This window comes from Croceibacterium xixiisoli (genome assembly GCF_009827305.1).
In the GTDB taxonomy this organism is placed as follows: domain Bacteria; phylum Pseudomonadota; class Alphaproteobacteria; order Sphingomonadales; family Sphingomonadaceae; genus Croceibacterium_C; species Croceibacterium_C xixiisoli.
Genome location: NZ_WTYJ01000001.1, coordinates 263,353 through 285,400, shown reverse-complemented (window position 1 = coordinate 285,400; position 22,048 = coordinate 263,353). Strand labels below are relative to the sequence as shown.

Below are 22,048 nucleotides of genomic sequence, written 5' to 3'. Positions count from 1 at the left end.
GGGCCTTGCGGAGCAGATACAGGGGTAGGAATGACCGTCATCGACAAGCTCATCACCAAGATGACAGCATCGACAAAGTCGCCTGTCACGAAGCAAACGGTCACCAGACACCCGGCCTTCCCGCTTGTCGTAGCTATCTGGTTCGGCGTGCTGCTGGGCCTGGGCAGCCTGATCCTGCCCGCTGCGCTCTATGTTTCCGTGTTCGAGGCGACAGGCATTGCCAGTGTCTTCTCGCCGCTTGCCCCTCCCATCGATTTCACGACGCGTGGGGTGATCGCCATCATCGCCGCCCTGGCTGGGGCAGCAGGCGGATTTGCCATCGCCCGGCGGATTGTCTCAAACAGCACCGATCCCGCCATGCTGGCACGGCTGCGCCCCTCTGACACCGGGCGCAAGCCAATCAGCGCCCATGAAGAACTGGGCGAGGACGGATTCGACGGCGATGGATCGACCGGGCGGAAGCGGCCGCTGGCCATGCAGGATGCCGCGCCCCGATCGCAGTTCTTCGACGCCGTGCCGCTCCCCGGTGAAGCCGGCCCGGACAGCCATATGCATGACGACCGGATCGGGTTCGGGCTGGGTCTGGCGGACGATGTTCCCGCCGGTGACGATACAAACCGTATGATGAACGATCAGCACGACATGTCGATGCCGCCCTTCGCCAATGCGCCGGACGTCGCGCCACAGGCTGATGTCGTCGCAGAGTTGCGCGATTCTCCTGAGTTTGATGGCAATACCATGCCGGCAGAGACCGCCTGGCAAGAGGATGTTTCAATGACCGCACGCGATTCCGAGGAAAGCACCCCGTCTTCGCTGAACGATATGGCAACCAGGCAACTGGTCGACCGCCTTGCTGCATCGATCGCGCGCCGGCGTGAACTGGCCGGACGCACGGCGAGCGCCGCAGTTGCCACCGCCATTCCGCCGATTTCGCTCGCCGGTACCTCTGCCCTGGTCGACGACGTCGAAGCCGCTGCCGCCGAAGAGGCTGCGCAGGCCATGGCCGCCTATTTCGGTGGTTCGCCCAAGCCGGCCAGCCCCGCACCAGCCCAGCCCCTGTCCTTCCCGAGCGATCTGCCGCGCGAATTTTCCGACGGGCCCGAACAGGCGCTGGGCGGTTCCGTGGCCGATGCGGGGGAACGCCCGTTCGACCTGACCGATTTTGCCGAAGCGGATGAATACGATAGCGCGCTGCGCCAGGCGGAGCCGCCCAGCTATTTCCGCAGCTTTGCCGCCCATGATCATGACGATGATGAGGATGACGCGCAGGCCTTCGTCGAATCGTTCAGCCTGCCATTTCTCAAGAACGCCATGAACAGTGCCGAGCCGGCACCGGGTGGTCGTGCTGCAGAAGACAGCCAGGGCGAAGGCCGTCTCGGATCGCTTCTCAATTCAGGAAATGCCTTCACCGCACGGCTGCAGGAATTCGTCCGCGCCAAACAGCCGGACACCGATGACGACGATTTCGGCAGCCCATTCGGCAATGACAGCGAAAATTCGCGCCAGTCGTTCCGCGCCCCGACCAGCGGTGATGATGATCAGGCTGTCCCCACCCACACCGGCCGCCTGTTCGATCCGCCGCGTTCTGCCAATCCCGGCAATCCGCGCGAACACAGCGCGGAATCCGAAAATGCCCTGCGCGGCGCGCTGGAAACCCTGCGCCGTTTGAGCGGTGCTGCATGAGTGTCACGCTGCAGTCCTTTTGACGGGCTATGGCGCAGCGCGATCTTGCAAAAACAGCTTCCTGTCGCCATGGGGGACCCTCGCGACATTTTTGAATGCCCTTCCAGAGTGATGAGTCGCGCTTCGTTGCCGTGCTAGACCGGTCGCGAGGTGCGATTTTTGGTGGGGCGGAGACAGGAAGACGACATTGAACGGATACCCGGAAGCACAAGGGCTTTATGATTCGCGTAACGAACACGATTCCTGCGGTGTAGGCTTTCTTGCCCATATTAAAGGCGTCAAAACCCACGCGATCGTAACCCAGGCTCTGGAAATTCTGGCCAATCTTGATCACCGTGGCGCGGTCGGTTCTGATCCGCTGCTCGGTGACGGCGCCGGTATTCTGATGCAGATCCCCGATCCGCTGTACCGCAAATGGGCGGATGGTGCGGGGCTGACCCTGCCGCAGCCGGGCGATTATGCCGTGGCCATGTGCTTCCTGCCACAGGATAGCGCCGCGCGTGATTTCATCACCGAACAGTTTGAAAAGTTCATCGCCAAGGAAGGCCAGACGCTGATCGGCTGGCGCGATGTGCCGACCTGCCAGGAAGGTCTGGGCAAGGCGGTGCTCGCCTCCATGCCGGTGATCCGCCAGTGCTTCATCGCGCGTGGCGACAATTGCCCCGATCAGGACGCGTTCGAACGCAAGCTGATCGTGATCCGCAAGCAGACGCAGAACCCGCTGGAAGCGCTAGCCGAAAAGCACGGCATGCCGTCGCTGACCGAACTCTACATGCCCAGCTTCTCCAGCCGGACGGTGGTGTACAAGGGTCTGCTGCTGGCCACCCAGGTCGGCAGCTTCTACGACGATCTGCGCGATGCGGATTGCGTTTCGGCCATCGGTCTGGTGCACCAGCGCTTTTCGACCAACACCTTCCCCAGCTGGCGTCTGGCGCAGCCGTTCCGGCTGATCGCGCACAATGGTGAAATCAACACCGTGCGCGGCAACGTCAACTGGATGAACGCCCGCCGCCGCACGATGGAATCGCCGCTGCTGGGCGCCGATCTGGACAAGTTATGGCCAATCGTGCCGCATGGCCAGTCCGACACGGCCTGCCTCGACAATGCTTTGGAGCTGCTGCTGCTGGGCGGATATTCGCTGGCCCACGCCATGATGATGCTGATCCCGGAAGCATGGTCGCGCGATCCGCTGATCGATCCGGCCCGCAAGGCGTTTTACGAGTATCACGCCGCGCTGATGGAACCATGGGACGGCCCCGCCGCCGTGGCGTTCACCGATGGCCGCCAGATCGCCGCGACGCTGGACCGCAACGGCCTGCGCCCGGCGCGTTTCTGCGTCACCAAGGACGATCTGATCTGTCTGTCTTCGGAAAGCGGCGTGCTGCCGTTCAAGGACGAGGACATCATCCGCAAATGGCGCCTGCAGCCGGGCCGCATGCTGCTGATCGATCTGGAACAGGGCCGCATCGTCGAGGACGAAGAGCTGAAGGCCGAATTGGCCAATGCCGAACCCTATGAAAATTGGCTGGCCAAGGCACAGTACAAGCTGGAAGATCTCGAAGCGATCGACAGCGACCGCGAAGAGATCGTCACTGACGAGGAATCGCTGCTGATCCGCCAGCAGGGTTTCGGCTACACCCAGGAAGACATCACCAAGTTCCTGGAACCGATGGCCGCCAATGGCGATGATCCGCTGGGTTCGATGGGCACCGACACGCCGATTGCCGTGCTGTCGGACAAGAGCCGCCTGCTGTTCGATTACTTCAAGCAGAACTTCGCCCAGGTCACCAATCCGCCGATCGACCCGATCCGCGAAGAGCTGGTGATGAGCCTGCTGTCCATGATCGGTCCTCGCCCCAATCTGCTGGGTCATGATGCCGGCGTGCACAAGCGGCTGGAAGTGTCGCAGCCGATCCTGACCAATGAGGATCTGGCCAAGATCCGCTCGGTCGAGGAATCGCTCGACGGCGCATTCCGCACCGCCACGATCGACATGACCTGGGACGCATCGACCGGCGTCGACGGGCTGGAAATGGCGATCAAGGAAATGTGCTGGGCCGCCACCGAGGCCGTGCTGCAGGACAAGAACATCCTGATCCTGTCCGATCGGGCCCAGAGCGCCGAGCGGATCGACATGCCAGCCGTGCTGGCAACCGCTGCCGTGCACCATCACCTGGTCCGCCAGGGTTTGCGCATGCAGACCGGGCTGGTCGTGGAAACCGGCGAAGCGCGCGAAGTGCACCATTTCTGCGTGCTGGCCGGCTATGGCGCCGAAGCCATCAACCCTTATCTGGCGTTCGAAACGCTGGAGGACATCCGTCAGAAGAAGCTGCCGCACCTTTCGGCGAAGGATGTGCAGAAGAACTACGTCAAGGCGATCGGCAAGGGGATCATGAAGGTCATGTCCAAGATGGGCATTTCGACCTACCAGTCCTATTGCGGGGCGCAGATCTTCGACGCGATCGGCCTGTCGAGCGATTTCATCGCTGCCTATTTCACCGGCACGGCAACCACGATCGAAGGCATCGGCCTGCGTGAAGTCGGGGAAGAGGCGGTTCGCCGCCACGCCGCCGCCTATGGTGACAACCCGATCTATCGCAACATGCTGGATGTCGGCGGGATGTATCAGTACCGCCTGCGCGGTGAAGATCACGCCTGGACTCCGGCCAGCGTGGCGAGCCTGCAGCACGCGGTGCGTGGCAACAATTTCGCCAGCTACGAGGAATTCGCCCGTTCGATCAACGAACAGTCGGAACGCCTGCTGACGATCCGTGGCTTGATGGAACTGAAGAAGGCCGACAAGGTGATCGACATTTCCGAAGTCGAACCTGCGGCCGAAATCGTGAAGCGCTTCGTCACCGGCGCGATGAGCTATGGCTCGATCAGCTGGGAAGCGCACACCACGTTGGCCCTGGCGATGAACCGCATCGGCGGCAAGTCCAACACTGGTGAAGGCGGCGAAGATCCCAAGCGCTTCCTGCCGATGGACGATGGCGATTCCATGCGTTCGGCGATCAAGCAGGTCGCGTCGGGCCGGTTCGGCGTGACCACCGAATATCTGGTCAATTCCGACGACATCCAGATCAAGATGGCACAGGGCGCGAAGCCCGGCGAAGGTGGCCAGCTGCCCGGTGACAAGGTGGACAAGACCATCGGCGCCACCCGCCATTCGACCCCGGGCGTCGGCCTGATCTCCCCGCCGCCGCACCACGATATCTATTCGATCGAGGATCTGGCGCAGCTGATCCACGATCTGAAGAACGTGAACCCGGTCGCGCGCATTTCCGTGAAGCTGGTGTCCGAAGTGGGCGTGGGCACGGTCGCTGCCGGCGTTTCCAAGGCGCGTGCCGACCATGTGACCATTTCCGGCTATGAAGGCGGCACCGGTGCATCGCCGCTGACCAGCCTGACCCATGCCGGCAGTCCGTGGGAAATCGGCCTGGCCGAAACCCAGCAGACCCTACTGCTGAACGACCTGCGCAGCCGCATTGCGGTGCAGGTCGACGGCGGCCTGCGCACCGGCCGCGATGTCGCCATCGGCGCATTGCTGGGAGCAGAGGAATTCGGTTTTGCCACCGCCCCGCTGATCGCGGCCGGCTGTATCATGATGCGCAAGTGCCATCTCAACACCTGCCCGGTGGGCGTGGCGACGCAGAACCCGCTGCTGCGCAAGCGCTTCGTCGGTCAGCCCGAACATGTGATCAATTACTTCTTCTTCGTTGCGGAAGAACTGCGCCAGATCATGGCCGAGATGGGTTTCCGCACGGTCGAGGAAATGGTCGGTCGCGTCGACCGGATCGATACGCGCCGCGCGGTCAACCACTGGAAGGCCGAAGGCGTGGATCTGTCGCGCCTGCTGTATCAGGTGACCCCGGCAGAAGGTACGGGCCTGCGCCAGACCGGCGTGCAGGATCACGGGCTGGATGCCGCGCTGGACAATGATCTGATTGCCGCCGCACGGCCGGCCATCGACGATGGCGAAGTGGTGGTGATCGACCGCCAGATCCGCAACGTCAACCGCACCGCCGGCACCATGCTGTCGGGTGAAATCGCCCGCAAGCACGGCCATGCCGGGCTCAAGGCGGATCAGCTGCGGATTAACTTCACCGGCGTTGCCGGCCAGAGCTTCGCTGCCTGGCTGGCCCATGGGGTAACCGTGGACCTGGTCGGCGATGCCAATGACTATGTCGGCAAGGGCCTGTCGGGCGGGCGCATCATCGTGCGGCCGCCGGCCGAGGCACCGCGCGATCCGACCGAAAACATCATCGTCGGCAACACCGTGCTCTATGGCGCGATCGCGGGCGAAGCCTTCTTCAACGGTGTGGCCGGCGAACGTTTCGCCGTCCGCAATTCGGGCGCCATTGCGGTGGTCGAAGGCACGGGTGACCATGGCTGCGAATATATGACCGGCGGCGTTGTCTGCGTATTGGGCAAGACCGGGCGCAATTTCGCGGCCGGCATGTCGGGCGGCATTGCCTATGTCTATGACGAGGACGGACAGTTCCGTAACCGTTGCAACCCGGCCCAGGTCGATCTGCTGGCCATGGATGGCACGGCCAGCGACGATGAAGGTCAGGGTTACCCGCAGCAGCGGGCGAGCCATGTGGGCGATTACGGCATGGGCGACATGTTGCGCCATGATGCGCAGCGCCTGCGCATTCTGGTGGAACGGCACAAGCTGCACACCGGATCGGCCCGCGCCACCGCCCTGCTGGCCGATTGGGACAATGCGCTGACCAAGTTCGTCAAGGTCATGCCGAAGGATTATGCGCTGGCCCTGCGCCAGCTCGAAGCAGAGCGCGAAATCGCCGCTTCGGTTGCAGCCGAGTAAGGATAGAGAAGATGGGTAAGGAAACCGGATTCCTCGAGGTTGACCGGCAGGATCGCACCTATGATGCGCCTGTGGAACGCCTGAAGCACTATCGCGAGTTCGTGGTTCCCCACAGCGAGACCAGCCTGAAGACCCAGGCGTCGCGCTGCATGAACTGCGGCATTCCCTATTGCCACAATGGCTGTCCGGTGAACAACATGATCCCGGACTGGAACCACCTCGTCTATGAGAGCGACTGGCGCAATGCGCTGGAAACGCTGCATTCGACGAACAATTTCCCGGAATTCACCGGCCGTATCTGCCCTGCCCCGTGCGAGGCGAGCTGCACGCTGAACCTGATCGACGAACCCGTCACGATCAAGAGCATCGAATGCGCGATCGTGGATCGCGGATGGAAAGAAGGCTGGATCGAACCCCAGGTTCCGGCCGTGCGTACGGGCAAGAGCGTGGCCGTGGTCGGATCGGGTCCGGCCGGCATGGCCTGCGCCCAGCAGCTGGCCCGCGCCGGCCATTCGGTGACGGTGTTCGAGAAGGCCGACCGGGTTGGTGGCCTGCTGCGTTACGGCATCCCCGACTTCAAGATGGAAAAGCATCTGATCAACCGCCGTGCGGTGCAGATGGAAGCCGAAGGCGTGACCTTCAAAACCAGCACCGAAGTTGGCGTTGATGTTTCGATCAAGTCGCTGAAGGAAAACTTCGACGCGATCGTGCTGGCAGGCGGCGCCGAAGACGCCCGCCCGCTGCAGATCCCCGGCGCGGAAATGCCCGGCGTGCGCCAGGCGATGGAATTCCTGACCCAGCAGAACAAGCGCGTGGCCGGTGACGATGAAAACCGCGCCGCACCGCGTGGCACACTGTCGGCCACAGGCAAGGATGTGATCGTGATCGGCGGCGGCGACACCGGTTCCGACTGCGTCGGCACCTCCAACCGTCAGGGTGCGCGCAGCGTGACCCAGATCGAGATCATGCCGCAGCCGCCGGAACGCGAAAACAAGCTGATGACCTGGCCGAACTGGCCGCTGAAGCTGCGCACATCCAGCAGCCACGAAGAAGGCGTGGACCGCGACTGGGCCGTGCTGACAAAGGAAGTGGTGGGCGAAAACGGCACAGTGACCGGTTTGAAGTGCGTTCGCGCCGACTGGAGCAACGGCAAACTGGAAGAAGTTCCCGGCAGCGAGTTCACGCTGAAGGCGGATCTGATCTTCCTGGCCATGGGTTTCCTGGGGCCAAAGAAGAACGGCCTGCTGAGCCAGGCCGGCGTAAAGCTGACCGATCGCGGCAATGTCGATGCCAACACGTTCGAATATCGCACCAGCGAAGACATGATCTTCGCCTGCGGCGACATGCGCCGTGGCCAGAGCCTGGTGGTGTGGGCGATCCGCGAAGGTCGGCAGGCTGCACGCGCCGTGGATGAAGCCCTGATGGGCGTAACGGAACTGCCGCGCTGATCGCGACAGGTATCGAGACCGAAAAGCGCCCCGGACCGGCTGGTTCGGGGCGCTTTTTCTTGTTCTGCCCGGTTTTACCGCAGGCTTGTGATCGCGATCATTCCCCGCCGCGCGCAGCCTGGATGGCCCGATAGGCGTCGCCCATCAGGGCGGTAACATCCGCCTCTGCCAGAACATCGCGGGGTTCATAGATCAGGCCGATCTGGCGCGTGCGCGACCAGTGATCGACATAGAGCGCCTTGTTCGGGCCAAACATGCGATCGATGTGATGAAACAGCGCCGCCGGGGCGGAGCGGGCATAGGCCAGGCGGAACAGGGCGATATCCGCCACGTGGGGGCCGACCATCACCCAGACATGATCCGGCGAGTCGCCGCTGCCGAACACATCTGCCCGGCAATGCTGAGCCCGCCCGAAACCACCTGCACCGGTACCCCCTCGGGGGCAGACAGCGCGCGTTCCAACTGCACGGCAAAGGCCGCGCTCAGCATGGCGCCGGAATCGGCGTTGATGGTGGAAGGGAAAAGCGCCAGTAGATCCAGCGCGCTGGTGGTGATCGCAGCCCGATCGGCATCGGTCATGCGATAGGCCTTGAACGCCTTGGCCGCGGGCCAGCCATGGCGGGCAGCGATCAGCTTGCCCAGCCGGATTACATCCTTGGAGGTAGACATCTCCGGCCCTTAACCCGGGCCGGGCCGACCCGGAAGTCCTCAGCCGTCAGCCTCCTGCACAGCCTCGATCGCCCGGTCGAGCAGGCTGAGCAGCAGGGTCATATCCTGCTGGCCCAACGCATCCCGGATGGGCGCCTCATTGGTGGTCACGGCCGTAAACAGCGTGCGCATCACCTCTTCGCCTTCCGGCGTCACCGACAGGCTGTTGCGGCGGCGATCCCGTTCAGACCGGTCACGGGCAGCCAGGCCGCGCGCTTCCAGTTCGTCCACGATCCCGACAAGCGCTGACTTGTTCAGCCCGGCGCTGCGGGCCAACGCGGTTTGCGAACTGCCTGTGTTGGCCGCGATCAGTGCCAGCACCGTCAGCGATCCGGTCGGCAGGCCATAGGGCGCCGATGCAGAAATGGACCTTGCGGTCAGCGCGTTGCGCAGCAACCGGATGCGCGGGCCGATCGATTGACCCAGCAGGCCCCATTCGATCGTTGTCTGCGGTTTTGAAGCGTCAGATTCCATGCGCGCATTTCGCATTCATGGGAACTTTTTGCAATCGCTGCGATAACACTGTCCGAATCCGCCACACTGTGGCGGCGGCGAACGCTCACAGACGCTGCCACGCGATCGTTCCGCGCCCATTTTTTTCAAGAAATTCATTGGCCTGGCTGAATGGGCGTGACCCGAAGAAGCCATTATGAGCCGACAATGGGCTGGGATGGGCGCTGGTAAGCATCAGATGGGGGCCGGATGTCAGCCCCTTTACCCGTTCCGCCTTGGTCCGCGCATGTCGTCCCCACAGGATGAACACCGTGGGCGCGCTGCGCGCCGCCACGGCCGCCACGGCCGCATCCGTAATCGCTTCCCAACCGCGCCCGGCATGGCTGCCCGCCTGGCCCGATTCCACCGTCAGCGCGTTGTTGAGCAGCAGCACGCCCTGGCGGGCCCAGCCTTCCAGATTGCCGGAGATCGGCCGCTCGATGCCGCAATCTGCCTGCAATTCCTTGAATATGTTGGCCAGCGATGGCGGCTGCCGCACGCCGTCGGGCACAGAAAAGGACAGGCCATGTGCCTGACCGGGCCCGTGATAGGGGTCTTGCCCCAGGATCACGACGCGCACGCTGTCCAGCGGTGTCAGTTCCAGTGCCTTCAGTCGCTGCCCACGCGGGGGAAATATCTGCTTCCCGGCTGCCTCCTGCTGTTTCAGCCAGGCGCCCAACTGGCGTGATTCCGGCAAGGCCAGGGCAGGTTCCAGCGCCGGGCGCCAGCTTTCGGGTATCGCATCGCTCATGCTGCAGGGTTAGCGCAGCCGCGCTTTTGCCGCCAGCGGCCCCTTTCCCTCAGCCGGCAATCGGCCTAAGGCTGCCGCCCGATGACCGTATATTTTCACGAAGAAGACCTGCCCGAGGATGTGCTCGCGCCAGGTCCCGTCGCCGTCGACACCGAAACCATGGGCCTGGTCACTGCACGTGACCGGCTGTGCGTGGTGCAGATCAGCGATGGCCGGGGCGATGAACATCTGGTGCGCTTCAAGGTGGGCAGCGATTACGACGCGCCGAACCTGAAGGCGGTGCTGGCCGATCCGGAAAGGGTGAAATATTATCATTTCGCTCGCTTCGATCTGGCCGCGATCCAACATTATCTGGGCGTCACGGCGGCGCCGGTGTTCTGCACCAAGATCGCCAGCAAGATGACCCGGACCTATACGGATCGGCATGGCCTGAAGAACCTGATCAACGAATTGCTGCACGAAGATATCAGCAAGCAACAGCAGTCGAGCGACTGGGGCGCGCCGGTCATCAACGACGCGCAGCGCGACTATGCCGCGTCTGACGTGCGCTTCCTGCACCGTCTGGTGGAGATTCTGACCGTCAGGCTGGAACGCGAAGGCCGCACCGCCATTGCTCAGGCATGCTTCGACTTCCTCCCCACACGGGCGAAGCTGGATCTGGCAGGGTGGGCGGACAAGGATATCTTCAGCCACGAGTAATCGGCTGCGGATAAAACGAAACGCATGACCGAGCGCGCGGACAGAATCAGGACCAAACGGCAGGCCTTCGCCACCCCCGGCGGACCGCTGGACAGAATGGTGCGCCTGCTGTCTGTTGCCCTTCCCGCGCTGGTGGGCGCGGTGGCCGCGACCATGCTTATCGCCCCGCTCAGCCCGCGCGGGGAAATCAGCTTCCTGCTCGATCGCAACAAGGTCGCCACCGCTGATGATCGGCTGCGCGTGGACAATGCCATGTATCGCGGACTCGATGATGGCGGACGCCCGTTCTCACTCTCTTCCGGCCAGGCGGTCCAGCGCAGTGCCAGCGTGCCGGTCGTGCAGCTGAGCAATCTGACCGCGCGGCTCAACCTGCCCGATGGCCCGGCCGTGCTGAGCGCCAAGGCCGGTCGCTATGGAATCGACACCGAAGAGGTCGCGGTAGACGGCATGCTGCAGTTCGCTGCCGCAGACGGATATCGAGTTCAGGCGCGCAATGTTTCGGTCAGCCTGCCCAATCAGACGCTGCAGGGCGATGGCCGGGTGGAAGGCGCCATCCCGGCCGGGACTTTCCAGGCAGACCGGATGCGCGCCAGCCTGGCTGAACGCACGGTCACGCTGGAAGGCAATGCCCGCATGCGGATGATCCCCGGCAAGCTGCAAATGCCGTGAAGCACGACCTCATTGTTCAGCCATCTTCTGGTGCCGTCAATGCGGTTACGGTCAGCATGACAAGTCGTGCTTTCCCTTCCCGCCCGGACGATCTATCAGGCGCACGATGATCCGCACGCCGCATATCCGCACTGCCATGATTTCCCTGCTGGCCGGCTTCGGCGCCGCTGCCCTGGTGGCGACTGCGTTCGAGACACGGGTGCAGGCGCAGCAGATCGCCAGCTTCAGTTCGGATCAGCCGGTCAATTTCGCGGCCGATCAGATCGAATTGCAGGATCGGCAGAAGCGCGTGGTGCTGTCGGGCAATGTGGTGATCAACCAGGGCGACATGCGGTTGACCGCCGCCCGGACCACGGTTGCCTATGCCGATGCCGGAACCCTGACCATTCAGCGGATCGATGCCACAGGGGGCGTCGTAGTGACGCGCGGCAATGAACGCGCGCAAGGTTCGGCGGGCGTGTATGATTTCAACAGCCGGGTGATCGTGCTGTCGGGCGGTGTCGCTTTGCGGCGTGGTACCGATACGCTGAATGGCGGACGGCTAACCATCGATCTGAAAACCGGCCGGTCCAGCGTGGACGGGCGTGGCGCGGCACCGGCCACGGGCGGAACCACTACCACCAGCAGTGGCCGCGTGACCGGAAGCTTTTCCGTCCCGCAACAATAGGCCGCTGCGGTAATCCAGCAGCGCTGCAGGCAAGGGGTGACCTGCGGTTTGGACAGCCTGTAGCACCCATTCCCTTCCGGTAGGACTTTCGGCGCGAGCGGCTTTGTGCCATCGCGCCGCAAACGGAAAGACGGCAGCAATGAGCGAAATGTTGAAGATCAGCCTCCCCGATGGTTCGGTGCGCGAAGTGCCGGCGGGATCGACCCCGGCGGATATCGCCGCAGCGATCGGACCGGGCCTGGCCAAGGCGGCAATTGCCGCGCGGGTGGATGGCGAACTGCGGGATATCAACCGCCCGTTCGACGGCGATGCGCAACTGGCGCTGGTGACCCAGCGGGATGAAGCCGATGCACTGGAACTGGCGCGGCACGATTTTGCCCATGTGCTGGCAGAGGCGGTGCAGGCGCTGTGGCCCGATACCCAGATCACCTTCGGCCCGGCGACCGACGATGGGTTCTATTACGATTTCGCGCCCGGCGCGCGCGGCCCCTTCACCGATGACGATCTGCCCGCCATCGAGGAAAAGATGCGTGACATCATCCGCGCGGACAAGCCGCTGCGGCGGGAGGAATGGAGCCGCGATCAGCTGATTGCGTGGTTCCAGGACCATGGTGAAAGCTTCAAGGCGGAATGGGCGGCGGAACTGCCCGAAGGCGAACCGCTGACCGTGTATCATTCGGGCAATGAATGGCTCGACCTGTGCCGTGGCCCGCATCTGGCCTCCACCGGCAAGCTCGACACCCAGGCCTTTAAGCTGACGCGCGTGTCAGGCGCCTATTGGCGCGGCGACCAGCGCAATGCGATGCTCAGCCGTATCTATGGCACCGGTTGGCTGAACAAGAAGCAGCTGGATGCGCATCTTGTGCGGCTGGAAGAAGCGGCCAAGCGCGATCACCGCCGGCTGGGGCAGGATATGGACCTGTTCCACCTGCAGGCCGAAGCGCATGGTTCGGTGTTCTGGCACCCCAAGGGCTATATCATCTGGCGCGAGCTGGAAGCCTATATGCGCCGCGCCATCGATGGTGGCGGCTATCGCGAGGTGAAGACGCCGCAGGTGATGGATGCCCGCCAGTGGGAACAGTCGGGCCATTGGGGCAAATATCGCGAAAACATGTTCGTCATCCCTGACGAAGTGCCCAATACCGAAGATGAAGGCCCGCTGGTTTCCGACGCCGCCGAATGGATGGCGCTGAAGCCGATGAACTGCCCGGCGCATGTGCTGATCTTCAAGCAGGGCATCAAGAGCTATCGCGATCTGCCGCTGCGCATCTACGAGAACGGCTGCTGCCACCGCAACGAACCGCATGGCGCGCTGCATGGGCTGATGCGCGTGCGCCAGTTCACGCAGGACGATGCCCATATCTTCTGCCGGGAAGACCAGATCGTGGACGAAGTGCGCAAGTTCTGCGCGCTGGCCGACCGCGTTTATCGCGATCTCGGATTCGAAGGATATTCGATCAAGCTGGCGCTGCGCCCCGAACAGCGGTTCGGCACGGAAGAAATGTGGGATCTGGCCGAATCCGAGTTGCGCGATGCCGTCGAGCGGGCGGGCATGGCTGGCGAGGAATTCGGCTGGGAAGAGCTGCCGGGCGAAGGCGCCTTCTACGCTCCGAAGCTGGAATGGCATCTGACCGATGCGATCGGCCGCACCTGGCAGGTGGGCACGATCCAGTCTGACCGCGTGCTGCCCGAACGGCTGGATGCCAGCTATATTGCCGAAGATGGCGGCCGCCATCGCCCGGTGATGCTGCACCGCGCGATCTTCGGTTCCTATGAACGCTTCATCGGCATTCTGATCGAACATTACGCCGGCAAGCTGCCGCTGTGGCTGGCGCCGGTGCAGGCGGTGGTGGCGACCATCGTTTCTGATGCGGACGAATATGCCAAGGTGGTGGCCGCCAAGCTGCAGGCAGCCGGCATTCGCGTGGAAACCGATCTGCGCAACGAGAAGATCAACTACAAGGTGCGCGAACATTCGGTGCAGAAGGTTCCGCACATGCTGGTGGTCGGCAAGCGGGAGGCTGAGGAAGGCACCGTGGCCTTGCGCACGCTGGGTGAACAGCAGCAGCAGTTCCTGTCGCTCGACGATGCCATCGCGCTGCTGCGCACCGGCGCGACCCCGCCCGATCTGCGCGGCTGAGCCGAACAGACCGATCAGGACAAACAAAAAGGGGCGCCCCGGCAAAGGGCGCCCCTTTTTCGTGGCGCAGCCGGCGAACCGGCTGCCCCTGGATCGGCCGATCAGAAACCTGCGGAGAGCGAGAACACCACCTGGCTGCCCGAGATGCTGCTGCCATCCTTGGTGCTGGCGAAGCCGCTGCCGAGGTAGCCGTAATCGTCGATGTTGCTGTCGACATAGGCAACGCCCAGCGTCAGCGGGCCGACTGCGACGTCTGCACCGAGCATCCAGTCCAGATAGCTGCCGGTCGGCGCAATGCTGGTGCCGTTCGGGCCCAGGCCGGGGTTGCCGTCCGAATAGCCGAGGTGGCCCTTCAGCGTCAGCGGCGTGCCCGGAATGCCCGAGCTGACGTCGCCCCAGATGTAGAAATTGTCTTCCTTGTCGCCGATCGCGCTATCGGGATGGTTGTACCAGTTGCCCAGGGCTTCCTGCTTGGGAGCATAGGCCACGCCGACCAGCACGCTGGCCGGGCCGACATCGCCCGACAGTTTGACATAGGGTTCGGCGAAGTCGGTGGTGTCCGCGCCGCCCGGATACATGTACCAGGTCACGCCGACATCCAGGTTCACGCCTTCGGCCACCGGATAGACGAAGCCGCCATAGAGATCGAGTTCGATGGAACCACCACCAAAGGTGCCCCAGCCGGCCAGGCTGGACGCCCAGGTACCGGCATAGAAGCCGCTGGTGTGCGAGACGGAAACGCCACCCTGGATGGCCATTTCCTCGTCCGACTGCGACACGCCACGGAAGCGATAGTCGGAAACCAGCGTGGCACTGCCGGATACGGTGAATTCGGATTCGGCTTCTTCCTGAGCGGCAGCGGGCATGGCAACGCACAGAAGGGCAGCGGCGGCGGCAATACGATAGATCATGGAACATTTCCCTTGTTGATGGGCAAACGTTCCTTCCTGCGCCTGAGCAGCACCCTCTCTACGTGGAGAGAGCATCCGCCAAGTGAGGACAAATTAGGCAGGCGAAGAGATATCTGTCCATCATCTCAATTATGTTGCACCGCAAAACGCGGTTTGCTGTGGCACAAAAACCACGGGTCACACTGTCGAAACAGGCGTCAGACCCCCAGCCAGTGGAGACCATGCGGCAAATCGCCTGCCGCATAATCAATCTGCAGCACCCGCCGCCGGCGCAGATTGCGCGCCGAATCGGAAGCATGGAGGATCGGCGTCGTATAGGCCCAGATATCGCCAGCCCGTGCGAGACAGTGAGCGATGCGCGCACCCGCCACCACCGATGAAACATCGGGCACCGATATCAATCCCATCTGGTGGGAACCGCATGCGATCTTGAGCGGGGCATTGTCATTATCGACATCGTCCAGATGGACCCGCAGGGTGATCATCCTGGCGAGAACATTAAACGGCGGTGCCACATGTTGCAGCCCGTGCTTGACCGTCCACGGGCCAAACCCCGGCGCATCGCGCCGCTCCGCAACGCAGATCGTCCGGTCCTGATGCCAGCCCAACGGCCAATTTCGCGCGGCCGTCTTATCGAACAGGATCGCACGAACCGGTCTGCAATCCGGGCCCAGTGTCAGCGCAGCAACCGCGCCGACAGGGCCGGCTGGCGCGAGAAGCGGCTGCAGCCGGTCAATCCCCTGCAGCCGGATGCCGGCCTGATCAGCGGGGAAATCTGCCAGTGTTGCGATGATCGCATCGATGCAGCCATCCGCAGCACCGGCATGATGCTGCGCACCATCCACCGCCAATTGCAGCGAAGCAGGCGCGATCGACATCACGCCGGGTAGCGAAGAGTCAGGTCGCCGGCGCTGGGCCGACTCCGCGATACTGTCAGAAAGGGAGGGCGCGCCCGGCGATGATCAGCGCGGACGCGCAGGCCACCACGACAATACTGCGAGCGGCCATGGCGCTGTGATGCGCAACCAACCGGGAAAGGGCAATTGCCTTGATCATACCCCGGACCCTGCGCCCAAACCCCTAACAAAACGTTAACCCGCCGTTGGCAACTGCTGGCTGGAACAATGGAAGCTGCCACCACCGGCCAGCACCGCATCCGCGCGCAGGCCGACCGCCGCACGGCCGGGGAAGAGATCGCCCACCGCCGCCACGGCATCCGCATCATGCGGCGAACCATAGATCGGCACCACCACCATCTGGTTGCAGATGGCGAAATTCATGTAGCTGGCCGGTTCGATATCATCCCCTTCACCCATGGCGCCGGGGGACGGAATCTCATGCACCTTCACGCCGAAATCGAGCGCGCGGGCGCGGGCATCTTCATACACGGCGCGGTGCGGATCGCCGGGCCCGCTGGCACGTGGCAGCGCCAGTTCGCCCGGTGCGATGAAGCGACCGAGATTGTCGACATGCCCGTCGGTATGATCGCCCAGCAGGCCATCCCCCAGCCACAGCACCCGGTCGAACCCCAGATCGCGCGCCAGCCGCCCCTCGATCTCCGTACGGGTCAGGTGCGGATTGCGATTGCGGTTGAGCAGGCATTGTTCGGTGGTCACCACCAGACCGGTGCCATCGCCATCCACCGCCCCGCCTTCCAGCACCCAATCGGCCTTCGCATGCGCCAGGCCGACCGAATCAGCCAGATCGGCGCCGATCTCCTGATCACCGTCCATCAGGAATTTGCCGCCCCAGCCGTTGAAGCCGAACAGCTGGCCGAACCGCCCGCCCTGCGCGTCCAGCGTCACCAGCGGGCCGGTATCGCGCAGCCAGATATCGCCATAGACCCGACGTTCGACCGTCACCGCGCCGCTGACCAACTGCCGCGCCCGCATTTCATTGGCAGCGTCGCGCACCACCAGTCGGACCTCCTGCCCGGTTTCGGCGACGGCATTGGCAAAGGCCGCCATCTGCTCCTGCGCCTGGGACAGGAACCCCGGCCATTCGTCCCCATCATGCGGAAAGCCGATCCACAGCAGATCCTGCGGCGCCCATTCGGGTGGCATCAAACGTGTCATGGTCAGCACCCCTGCCCCTGATTGCAACTGGCGTCGCGGATGTGCCGAAATTCATCATGCGCATACCAGTTGGGCCAGTCCCCGCTGTTCGCCAGCATCCGGCCAAGTCGGTAATAAAGCTGCAAATCCAATACCATGCCGTCCCACTTCCAATCAGGATCAAATTCGTCATCGGGTCCGTGATAGATATTGTCACGGTAATGCGCCGCAAAGGCCTGGCCCGCTGCCCGGCCCCCGTCGACCAGATCCTTGCCGGTCTTCACATAGAACATCGGCACGCCCCGCTTGGCGAGGCTGAAATGATCGGATCGATAATAGAACCCCGCCTCAGGCGCGGCATCACGCATGGCGCGGCGGCCCAGCGCGCGCAGGGCCGCATCCAGATAGCTGTCGAGCGCGCTTTTGCCCGCGCCGACCACCTCGACATCGCGGGCCGGCGGGGTGGGATAGAGAGCGTCCATATTCACCCCGCCCACGGTCTGCGACAGCGGAAAGATCGGATCCGAACCATAAAATTCCGATCCCAGCAGTCCCTGTTCTTCCGCCGTCACTGCCAGGAACACCAGGCTGCGTTCTGCCGGGCCGGCGCGAACATGCGCTTCCCCCAATGCCACCAGCGCCGCCGTGCCGGTGGCATTGTCGATGGCGCCATTGCAGATGTCGTCGCCGGCGTCATTGGCCGGGCATCGGCCGAGATGATCCCAATGCGCCGTATAGAGCACATATTCATCCGGCCGGGTGCTGCCTGGCAGGATGCCCACGACATTCTTCGACGCGAAGGGACGCGCGGTGTTGCGAAAACTGGCCTCCGCCGTCAGCCCCAGCGGCAGCGCGCGAAAGCCCCGCCGGCTGGCCGCACGCGACAATTGGCGCAGATCCTGCCCCGCCGCCCTGATGATCGCTTCGCCCGACGGCTTGCTGACCCATCCGCTGATCAGCGGCTGATCCGCCCCGCCATCGGCACGCCGGGCATGCGATTGCGGCCCGCCCCAGCTGCTTTCCACCACGTTCCAGCCGTAGGATGCGGGAAAATCATCATGCACGATCAGTGCCGCGGCAGCGCCCTGGCGGGCCGCTTCTTCAAATTTGTAGGTCCAGCGGCCGTAATAGGTTATCGCCCGCCCTTCGAACAGGCCGGTCGCCTCCGGGCTTTCATAATCGGGATCATTGACCAGGATGAGCGCCACCTTGCCGCGCATGTCGATCCCGGCATAATCGTTCCAGCCCTTTTCCGGGGCATTGATACCATAGCCGACGAAGACAATTTCGCTGTTCGCCAGATCGATGGCCGGCTGTTCGCGATAGGAAACCCCGATCCAGCCGCTGCCCGCCGGAATCGTCAGCGGTACGCCCTTGCCTGCGACCTGCAGGGGGGAAAGATCTTCAGCGGTCAGCTCGACCAGCGGCACGTCCTGGAACCAGCTGCCCTTGTTGCCGGGCTGCAGGCCGGCAGCAGCAAAGCGTTCCACCAGATAGTCCAGCGTCTTCTCTTCACCCGGCGTGCCTGGCGCCCGCCCTTCGAATTCATCCGAAGCCAGTGTCGCGGTGACATTGCGCAGAGTCGGCGCCGATATCTCACCCGCCGGCATATCGGCCAATGCAGCCAGAGCCTGCTGATCGACACCCGGATAGGCAGCAGTGTGCGCACAGGCGGCCAGCGCAGGGATCATGGCCAGGGCAAGCGCCCGGTTAAGCTGGGGGAAGTGCGTCGGCATGGCGTTGAATTCCCTCTGGCAAAGCCCTGCCCCCGCCGCAAGCTCAGCCTGCCGCAGCAACAATACGAGCGCCCTTCACAGCTCTGCAGGCCCTTGCCCTTGCGGCTGCGTCCATGCACTCAGGCGATATGACTGGAAACTGGCAATCCGCCATCGATCGCGCCCGGGCCGATGCCCCCTTCCTTTCGCTGGCGCTGGACCGAATGCCGGATCTGACCGGGCGCCTGGCGGAGGGCGATGGCGCGGCGGCACTGGAACGGGCGCGGCAGGCGGGCGCGGGCGCAACCGATGTCGATCAGGCGCTGCGCCGCGAGCGGCTGGCCCTGGCGCTGACGCTGGCAATCGGCGATCTGGCCGGCGATTTTCCGCTGACCACGGTGGTGAACGAGCTGTCGGCCTTTGCCGACCGGGCGCTGGACACCGCCATCACCGAGGCTATTCGCCGCCGCGTGCCGGATGCCGCGCCAACAGGCTTTCTCGCGCTCGCCCTGGGCAAGCATGGCGCGCAGGAACTGAACTACAGTTCCGATATCGACCCGATTCTGCTCTATGATCCGCGCACCCTGCCCCGGCGGGAACGCGACGACCCGGGCGAGGCAGCCCAGCGTTATGCCCGCACCATTGTCGAACTGCTGAGCCGGCAGACCGGGGACGGCTATGTTTTTCGGGTCGATCTGCGGCTGCGGCCGGCATCAGAAGTGTCTCCGCTGGCGATTTCGGTCGATGCGGCGCTGACCCACTACGAAAGCTCTGCCCTGGCATGGGAACGGGCAGCCTTCATCCGGGCACGGGCCTGTTCCGGAGAAATCCCCGCCGGCGAAGCGTTTCTGGCGGCCATTCGCCCCTTCATCTGGCGCCGCAGTCTCGATTTCATGGCGATCGAGGAAATCCGCCGGCTCACCACCCGCATTCGCGACACCTTTTCCGGCCCGCTGGAGCCGGGCCCTGGCTTTTGCGTGAAGCGCGGGCGCGGCGGAATTCGGGAGATCGAGTTCTTTGCCCAGACGCATCAGCTGATCTACGGCGGGCGCATGCCCTCGCTGCGGCTGCGCGGCACCCGCGCGGCTCTGGATGCCCTGGCGGGAGAGGGAATCATTTCCACCGATGCGGCGCGGGAACTGGGCACGGCTTACGACCGGCTGCGCACCGTCGAACACCGGATTCAGATGGTGGAAGATCGGCAGACCCACAAGCTGCCCGACAATCCGGCCGCGATCGATGGCATCGCCCGGCTCGACGGGTTGCCGGACGGTGCCACACTGATCGAGGAAGTGCGGGGGATCTGTCGCTTGGTCGGCAATCATTATGATTCCCTGCTCGACAATCAGGACGGCGGATCAACGTCGCGCAGCCCGGCACCGTCGCGCTTTGCTGAACGGGCACAGCAATGGAGCGACAATTTGCGCGCCCTGCGCAGCACCGAGGCCCGCAGCGCCTTCAACGCGATCCTGCCCGATTTGCTTGATGCGCTGGAGCGCGCGCCCGATCCGGATGGGGCAGCAACCCGGTGGGAATCGCTGCTGACCCGCCTGCCCACGGCGGTGAACCTGTTCCGCTTGTTCGAACAACGCCCGGGCCTGCTGCAGCTGGTGTTGCAGATCCTGACCCTGGCTCCGCCGCTGGCCGAAGAAATGGCCCGGCGTCCCGATCTGCTCGATGCTCTGATTGATAGCACGGCGTTCGATCTGCCCGCTGATGTCGCCGCGCTGAAGGCCCGCATGCAGCGCCGGGAGGCGGGCGATGATTACGAACAGCGCCTTAGCCAGATCCGGCACGAAGTGGGCGAAGAACGCTTCGCCCTGGGCGTTCAGCTGATCGATTCGCGGCAGGATCCGCTGGATATCGCGGCCGGCCTTTCCCGCGTGGCGGAGGCGGCGCTGGCGTCTGCCGCAGAGGCGGCGACCGCCGAATTCGAAACCAACCATGGCAAGGTACCGGGCGGCGATCTGGTGGTGCTGGGCCTGGGCCGGTTGGGCGGCGGGGCGTTGACCCATGCGTCCGATCTGGACCTGATCTATCTGTTCACCGGAGACATCGGCGTCGAATCAGATGGGCGGCGTCCGCTGACCGCCTCGCTCTATTTCAACCGGCTGGCCCAGCGGGTGACCGCCGCGCTGAGCGTCGCGACGGCTGAGGGCGCGCTGTACGAAGTTGACACCAGGCTCCGTCCGCAAGGCAACCAGGGGCCGCTGGCGGTCAATCTGGCCGGCTTTGCCCGCTATCAGCGTGACGACGCCTGGACCTGGGAACACATGGCCCTGGCCCGTGCGCGGCCCCTGTTCGGCCCGGATGCGGCGCAGGCGGCCCTGCGCCAGACGATCCGCGAAGTGCTGGCCAGCCCGCGTGACCCGGTGCAGCTGAAGGCCGATATTCTGAAAATGCGCGGAGACATGGCCGAACACAAGCGCCCGGCCGGCCCGCTGGACGCCAAACTGCTGCGCGGCGGCCTGGTCGATTGCGAATTCATCGTTCATTTTCTGCAGCTTCGCGATCGGACCGGCTTCGACCCCAATCTGGAAGCGGCCATCGAGCAGCTGGTGGCCGAAGGGCTGCTGACCGAAAGCTTCTCGGCGCATCACAGCCTGCTATCGCGCCTGCTGGTCGCCGCCCGATTGCTGGCACCCGACTGCAAGCCACCGTCCAACGCCGCCTGCGCTGCGCTGGCGGGCGCTTGCGGGGTGGAGGATTTCGATGCGCTGTTGCAAGCCCTGGGGCAGGCGCGCCATGGGGTGGCAGCGACCTGGGCCGATTTGTTCGGCCAGCAATTGGAGATCGACGCGTGAGCACCCGGCCCGATATTGGCGACCTTTTTCCCGCCATCGCCCTGCAGACGCCCGAAGGCGGCAGCATCAGCGCAGCAGATCTGCGCGGCAAGCCTGCGGTGCTGTTCTTCTACCCCAAGGATGACACCCCCGGCTGCACCACCGAGGCCAGTGATTTTTCCACGTTGCTGCCACAGTTTACCGCAGCCGGCGTGGCTGTGCTGGGGATCAGCAAGGATCCCCCGGCCAAGCATGTGAAGTTCACGGCCAAACATGGGCTGACGGTGCCGCTGGCCTCCGATGCGGAGACCGACGGCCTGGCCGATGCTCTGGACATCTGGGTGGAAAAGAACATGTACGGCCGCACCTATATGGGGATGGAACGCACCACCTATCTGATTGACGCCGAAGGACGAATTGCATCCGTTTGGCGCAAGGTGAAGGTGAAGGACCACGCCGCCGCCGTGCTTGCAGCAGCCCAGGCTCTGCGATCCTGA

18 protein-coding genes are annotated in these 22,048 nt (G+C 63.9%); 9 read left to right on the top strand and 9 right to left on the bottom strand.

Annotated elements, in window-relative coordinates; all coding sequences use genetic code 11:
* The first annotated feature begins 30 nt into the window (after positions 1-30).
* The 3 genes from GRI97_RS01350 to GRI97_RS01340 all read left to right on the top strand — a co-directional run bounded on the left by GRI97_RS01350 (position 31) and on the right by GRI97_RS01340 (position 7,962).
* On the top strand, positions 31-1,683 hold the full coding sequence (locus GRI97_RS01350; protein ID WP_161389352.1) for a hypothetical protein: 1,653 nt from the start codon (positions 31-33) through the stop codon (positions 1,681-1,683).
* 187 nt (positions 1,684-1,870) lie between these two features.
* Complete coding sequence (gene gltB / locus GRI97_RS01345; protein ID WP_161389351.1) at positions 1,871-6,514, top strand: glutamate synthase large subunit; 4,644 nt, start codon at positions 1,871-1,873, stop codon at positions 6,512-6,514.
* Between the two features lie 11 nt (positions 6,515-6,525).
* A complete protein-coding gene (locus tag GRI97_RS01340; protein ID WP_161389350.1) occupies positions 6,526-7,962 on the top strand; it encodes a glutamate synthase subunit beta in 1,437 nt (478 codons plus the stop codon).
* A gap of 97 nt (positions 7,963-8,059) precedes the next feature.
* Here the strand turns inward: GRI97_RS01340 and GRI97_RS18510 are convergent, their stop codons facing one another.
* From GRI97_RS18510 to GRI97_RS01325, 4 genes are all read right to left on the bottom strand, one after another.
* Entirely contained in the window at positions 8,060-8,308 is a 249-nt protein-coding gene (locus tag GRI97_RS18510; RefSeq protein WP_235917568.1) for a hypothetical protein, read from the bottom strand.
* Positions 8,308-8,631 (bottom strand): hypothetical protein, encoded by a 324-nt coding sequence (locus GRI97_RS18505; protein ID WP_235917567.1) that lies wholly within the window; start codon positions 8,629-8,631, stop codon positions 8,308-8,310. Before GRI97_RS18505 ends, GRI97_RS18510 begins: the two co-directional genes overlap by 1 nt.
* A 39-nt stretch (positions 8,632-8,670) precedes the next feature.
* Positions 8,671-9,144, bottom strand: a complete 474-nt coding sequence (locus GRI97_RS01330; RefSeq protein WP_161389349.1) for a MarR family winged helix-turn-helix transcriptional regulator — start codon at positions 9,142-9,144, stop codon at positions 8,671-8,673.
* Between the two features lie 85 nt (positions 9,145-9,229).
* Positions 9,230-9,913 carry a uracil-DNA glycosylase gene (locus tag GRI97_RS01325; protein WP_161389348.1) on the bottom strand — a complete coding sequence of 228 codons (684 nt, stop codon included), beginning with the start codon at positions 9,911-9,913 and terminating at the stop codon, positions 9,230-9,232.
* A gap of 81 nt (positions 9,914-9,994) precedes the next feature.
* Between GRI97_RS01325 and GRI97_RS01320 the strand changes: the two genes are divergently transcribed.
* From GRI97_RS01320 to thrS, 4 genes are all read left to right on the top strand, one after another.
* Positions 9,995-10,612: a ribonuclease D gene (locus GRI97_RS01320; RefSeq protein WP_161389347.1), complete on the top strand. Its 618-nt coding sequence runs from the start codon at positions 9,995-9,997 to the stop codon at positions 10,610-10,612.
* A gap of 24 nt (positions 10,613-10,636) precedes the next feature.
* On the top strand, positions 10,637-11,281 hold the full coding sequence (gene lptC / locus GRI97_RS01315) for an LPS export ABC transporter periplasmic protein LptC (protein ID WP_161389346.1): 645 nt from the start codon (positions 10,637-10,639) through the stop codon (positions 11,279-11,281).
* Between the two features lie 106 nt (positions 11,282-11,387).
* A complete protein-coding gene (locus tag GRI97_RS01310; protein ID WP_161389345.1) occupies positions 11,388-11,948 on the top strand; it encodes an LptA/OstA family protein in 561 nt (186 codons plus the stop codon).
* A gap of 139 nt (positions 11,949-12,087) precedes the next feature.
* On the top strand, positions 12,088-14,088 hold the full coding sequence (thrS, locus tag GRI97_RS01305) for a threonine--tRNA ligase (RefSeq protein ID WP_161389344.1): 2,001 nt from the start codon (positions 12,088-12,090) through the stop codon (positions 14,086-14,088).
* A gap of 101 nt (positions 14,089-14,189) precedes the next feature.
* Here thrS and GRI97_RS01300 read toward each other — a convergent pair whose 3' ends face one another.
* From GRI97_RS01300 to GRI97_RS01285, 5 genes are all read right to left on the bottom strand, one after another.
* On the bottom strand, positions 14,190-14,999 hold the full coding sequence (locus GRI97_RS01300) for a TorF family putative porin (RefSeq protein ID WP_161389343.1): 810 nt from the start codon (positions 14,997-14,999) through the stop codon (positions 14,190-14,192).
* Positions 15,000-15,196: 197 nt separating this feature from the next.
* Positions 15,197-15,877, bottom strand: coding sequence for a phytanoyl-CoA dioxygenase family protein (locus tag GRI97_RS01295; protein WP_161389342.1), 681 nt, complete (start codon positions 15,875-15,877; stop codon positions 15,197-15,199).
* A gap of 55 nt (positions 15,878-15,932) precedes the next feature.
* Positions 15,933-16,055: a hypothetical protein gene (locus GRI97_RS18745; RefSeq protein WP_268891140.1), complete on the bottom strand. Its 123-nt coding sequence runs from the start codon at positions 16,053-16,055 to the stop codon at positions 15,933-15,935.
* Between the two features lie 35 nt (positions 16,056-16,090).
* The gene (locus GRI97_RS01290; protein WP_161389341.1) at positions 16,091-17,074 is read right to left on the bottom strand and encodes an agmatine deiminase family protein; all 984 of its coding nucleotides are present in this window, start codon (positions 17,072-17,074) and stop codon (positions 16,091-16,093) included.
* 2 nt (positions 17,075-17,076) lie between these two features.
* Entirely contained in the window at positions 17,077-18,789 is a 1,713-nt protein-coding gene (locus GRI97_RS01285) for a M28 family peptidase (protein ID WP_235917566.1), read from the bottom strand.
* A 128-nt stretch (positions 18,790-18,917) separates the two neighbouring features.
* On the opposite strand from GRI97_RS01285, the gene GRI97_RS01280 reads away from it, so the two are divergent.
* Both GRI97_RS01280 and GRI97_RS01275 read left to right on the top strand, forming a co-directional pair.
* Entirely contained in the window at positions 18,918-21,572 is a 2,655-nt protein-coding gene (locus GRI97_RS01280) for a [protein-PII] uridylyltransferase family protein (RefSeq protein WP_161389339.1), read from the top strand.
* Positions 21,569-22,048: a peroxiredoxin gene (locus tag GRI97_RS01275; RefSeq protein WP_161389338.1), complete on the top strand. Its 480-nt coding sequence runs from the start codon at positions 21,569-21,571 to the stop codon at positions 22,046-22,048. The genes GRI97_RS01280 and GRI97_RS01275 overlap by 4 nt, the downstream gene beginning before the upstream one ends.

Excerpts from the sequence above, each read along its gene's own strand:
- GRI97_RS01285 (WP_235917566.1), bottom strand. The coding sequence starts at position 18,789 with ATGCCGACGCACTTCCCCCAGCTTAACCGGGCGCTTGCCCTGGCCATG.
- lptC (WP_161389346.1), top strand. The coding sequence starts at position 10,637 with ATGACCGAGCGCGCGGACAGAATCAGGACCAAACGGCAGGCCTTCGCC.
- GRI97_RS01320 (WP_161389347.1), top strand. The coding sequence starts at position 9,995 with ATGACCGTATATTTTCACGAAGAAGACCTGCCCGAGGATGTGCTCGCG.
- GRI97_RS01340 (WP_161389350.1), top strand. The coding sequence starts at position 6,526 with ATGGGTAAGGAAACCGGATTCCTCGAGGTTGACCGGCAGGATCGCACC.
- GRI97_RS01300 (WP_161389343.1), bottom strand. The coding sequence starts at position 14,999 with ATGATCTATCGTATTGCCGCCGCCGCTGCCCTTCTGTGCGTTGCCATG.
- thrS (WP_161389344.1), top strand. The coding sequence starts at position 12,088 with ATGAGCGAAATGTTGAAGATCAGCCTCCCCGATGGTTCGGTGCGCGAA.
- GRI97_RS01310 (WP_161389345.1), top strand. The coding sequence starts at position 11,388 with ATGATCCGCACGCCGCATATCCGCACTGCCATGATTTCCCTGCTGGCC.
- GRI97_RS18505 (WP_235917567.1), bottom strand. The coding sequence starts at position 8,631 with ATGTCTACCTCCAAGGATGTAATCCGGCTGGGCAAGCTGATCGCTGCC.
- GRI97_RS01325 (WP_161389348.1), bottom strand. The coding sequence starts at position 9,913 with ATGAGCGATGCGATACCCGAAAGCTGGCGCCCGGCGCTGGAACCTGCC.
- GRI97_RS01330 (WP_161389349.1), bottom strand. The coding sequence starts at position 9,144 with ATGGAATCTGACGCTTCAAAACCGCAGACAACGATCGAATGGGGCCTG.
- GRI97_RS18510 (WP_235917568.1), bottom strand. The coding sequence starts at position 8,308 with ATGGTCGGCCCCCACGTGGCGGATATCGCCCTGTTCCGCCTGGCCTAT.
- GRI97_RS01295 (WP_161389342.1), bottom strand. The coding sequence starts at position 15,877 with ATGTCGATCGCGCCTGCTTCGCTGCAATTGGCGGTGGATGGTGCGCAG.
- GRI97_RS01280 (WP_161389339.1), top strand. The coding sequence starts at position 18,918 with ATGACTGGAAACTGGCAATCCGCCATCGATCGCGCCCGGGCCGATGCC.
- GRI97_RS01290 (WP_161389341.1), bottom strand. The coding sequence starts at position 17,074 with ATGACACGTTTGATGCCACCCGAATGGGCGCCGCAGGATCTGCTGTGG.
- GRI97_RS01350 (WP_161389352.1), top strand. The coding sequence starts at position 31 with ATGACCGTCATCGACAAGCTCATCACCAAGATGACAGCATCGACAAAG.
- GRI97_RS18745 (WP_268891140.1), bottom strand. The coding sequence starts at position 16,055 with ATGATCAAGGCAATTGCCCTTTCCCGGTTGGTTGCGCATCACAGCGCC.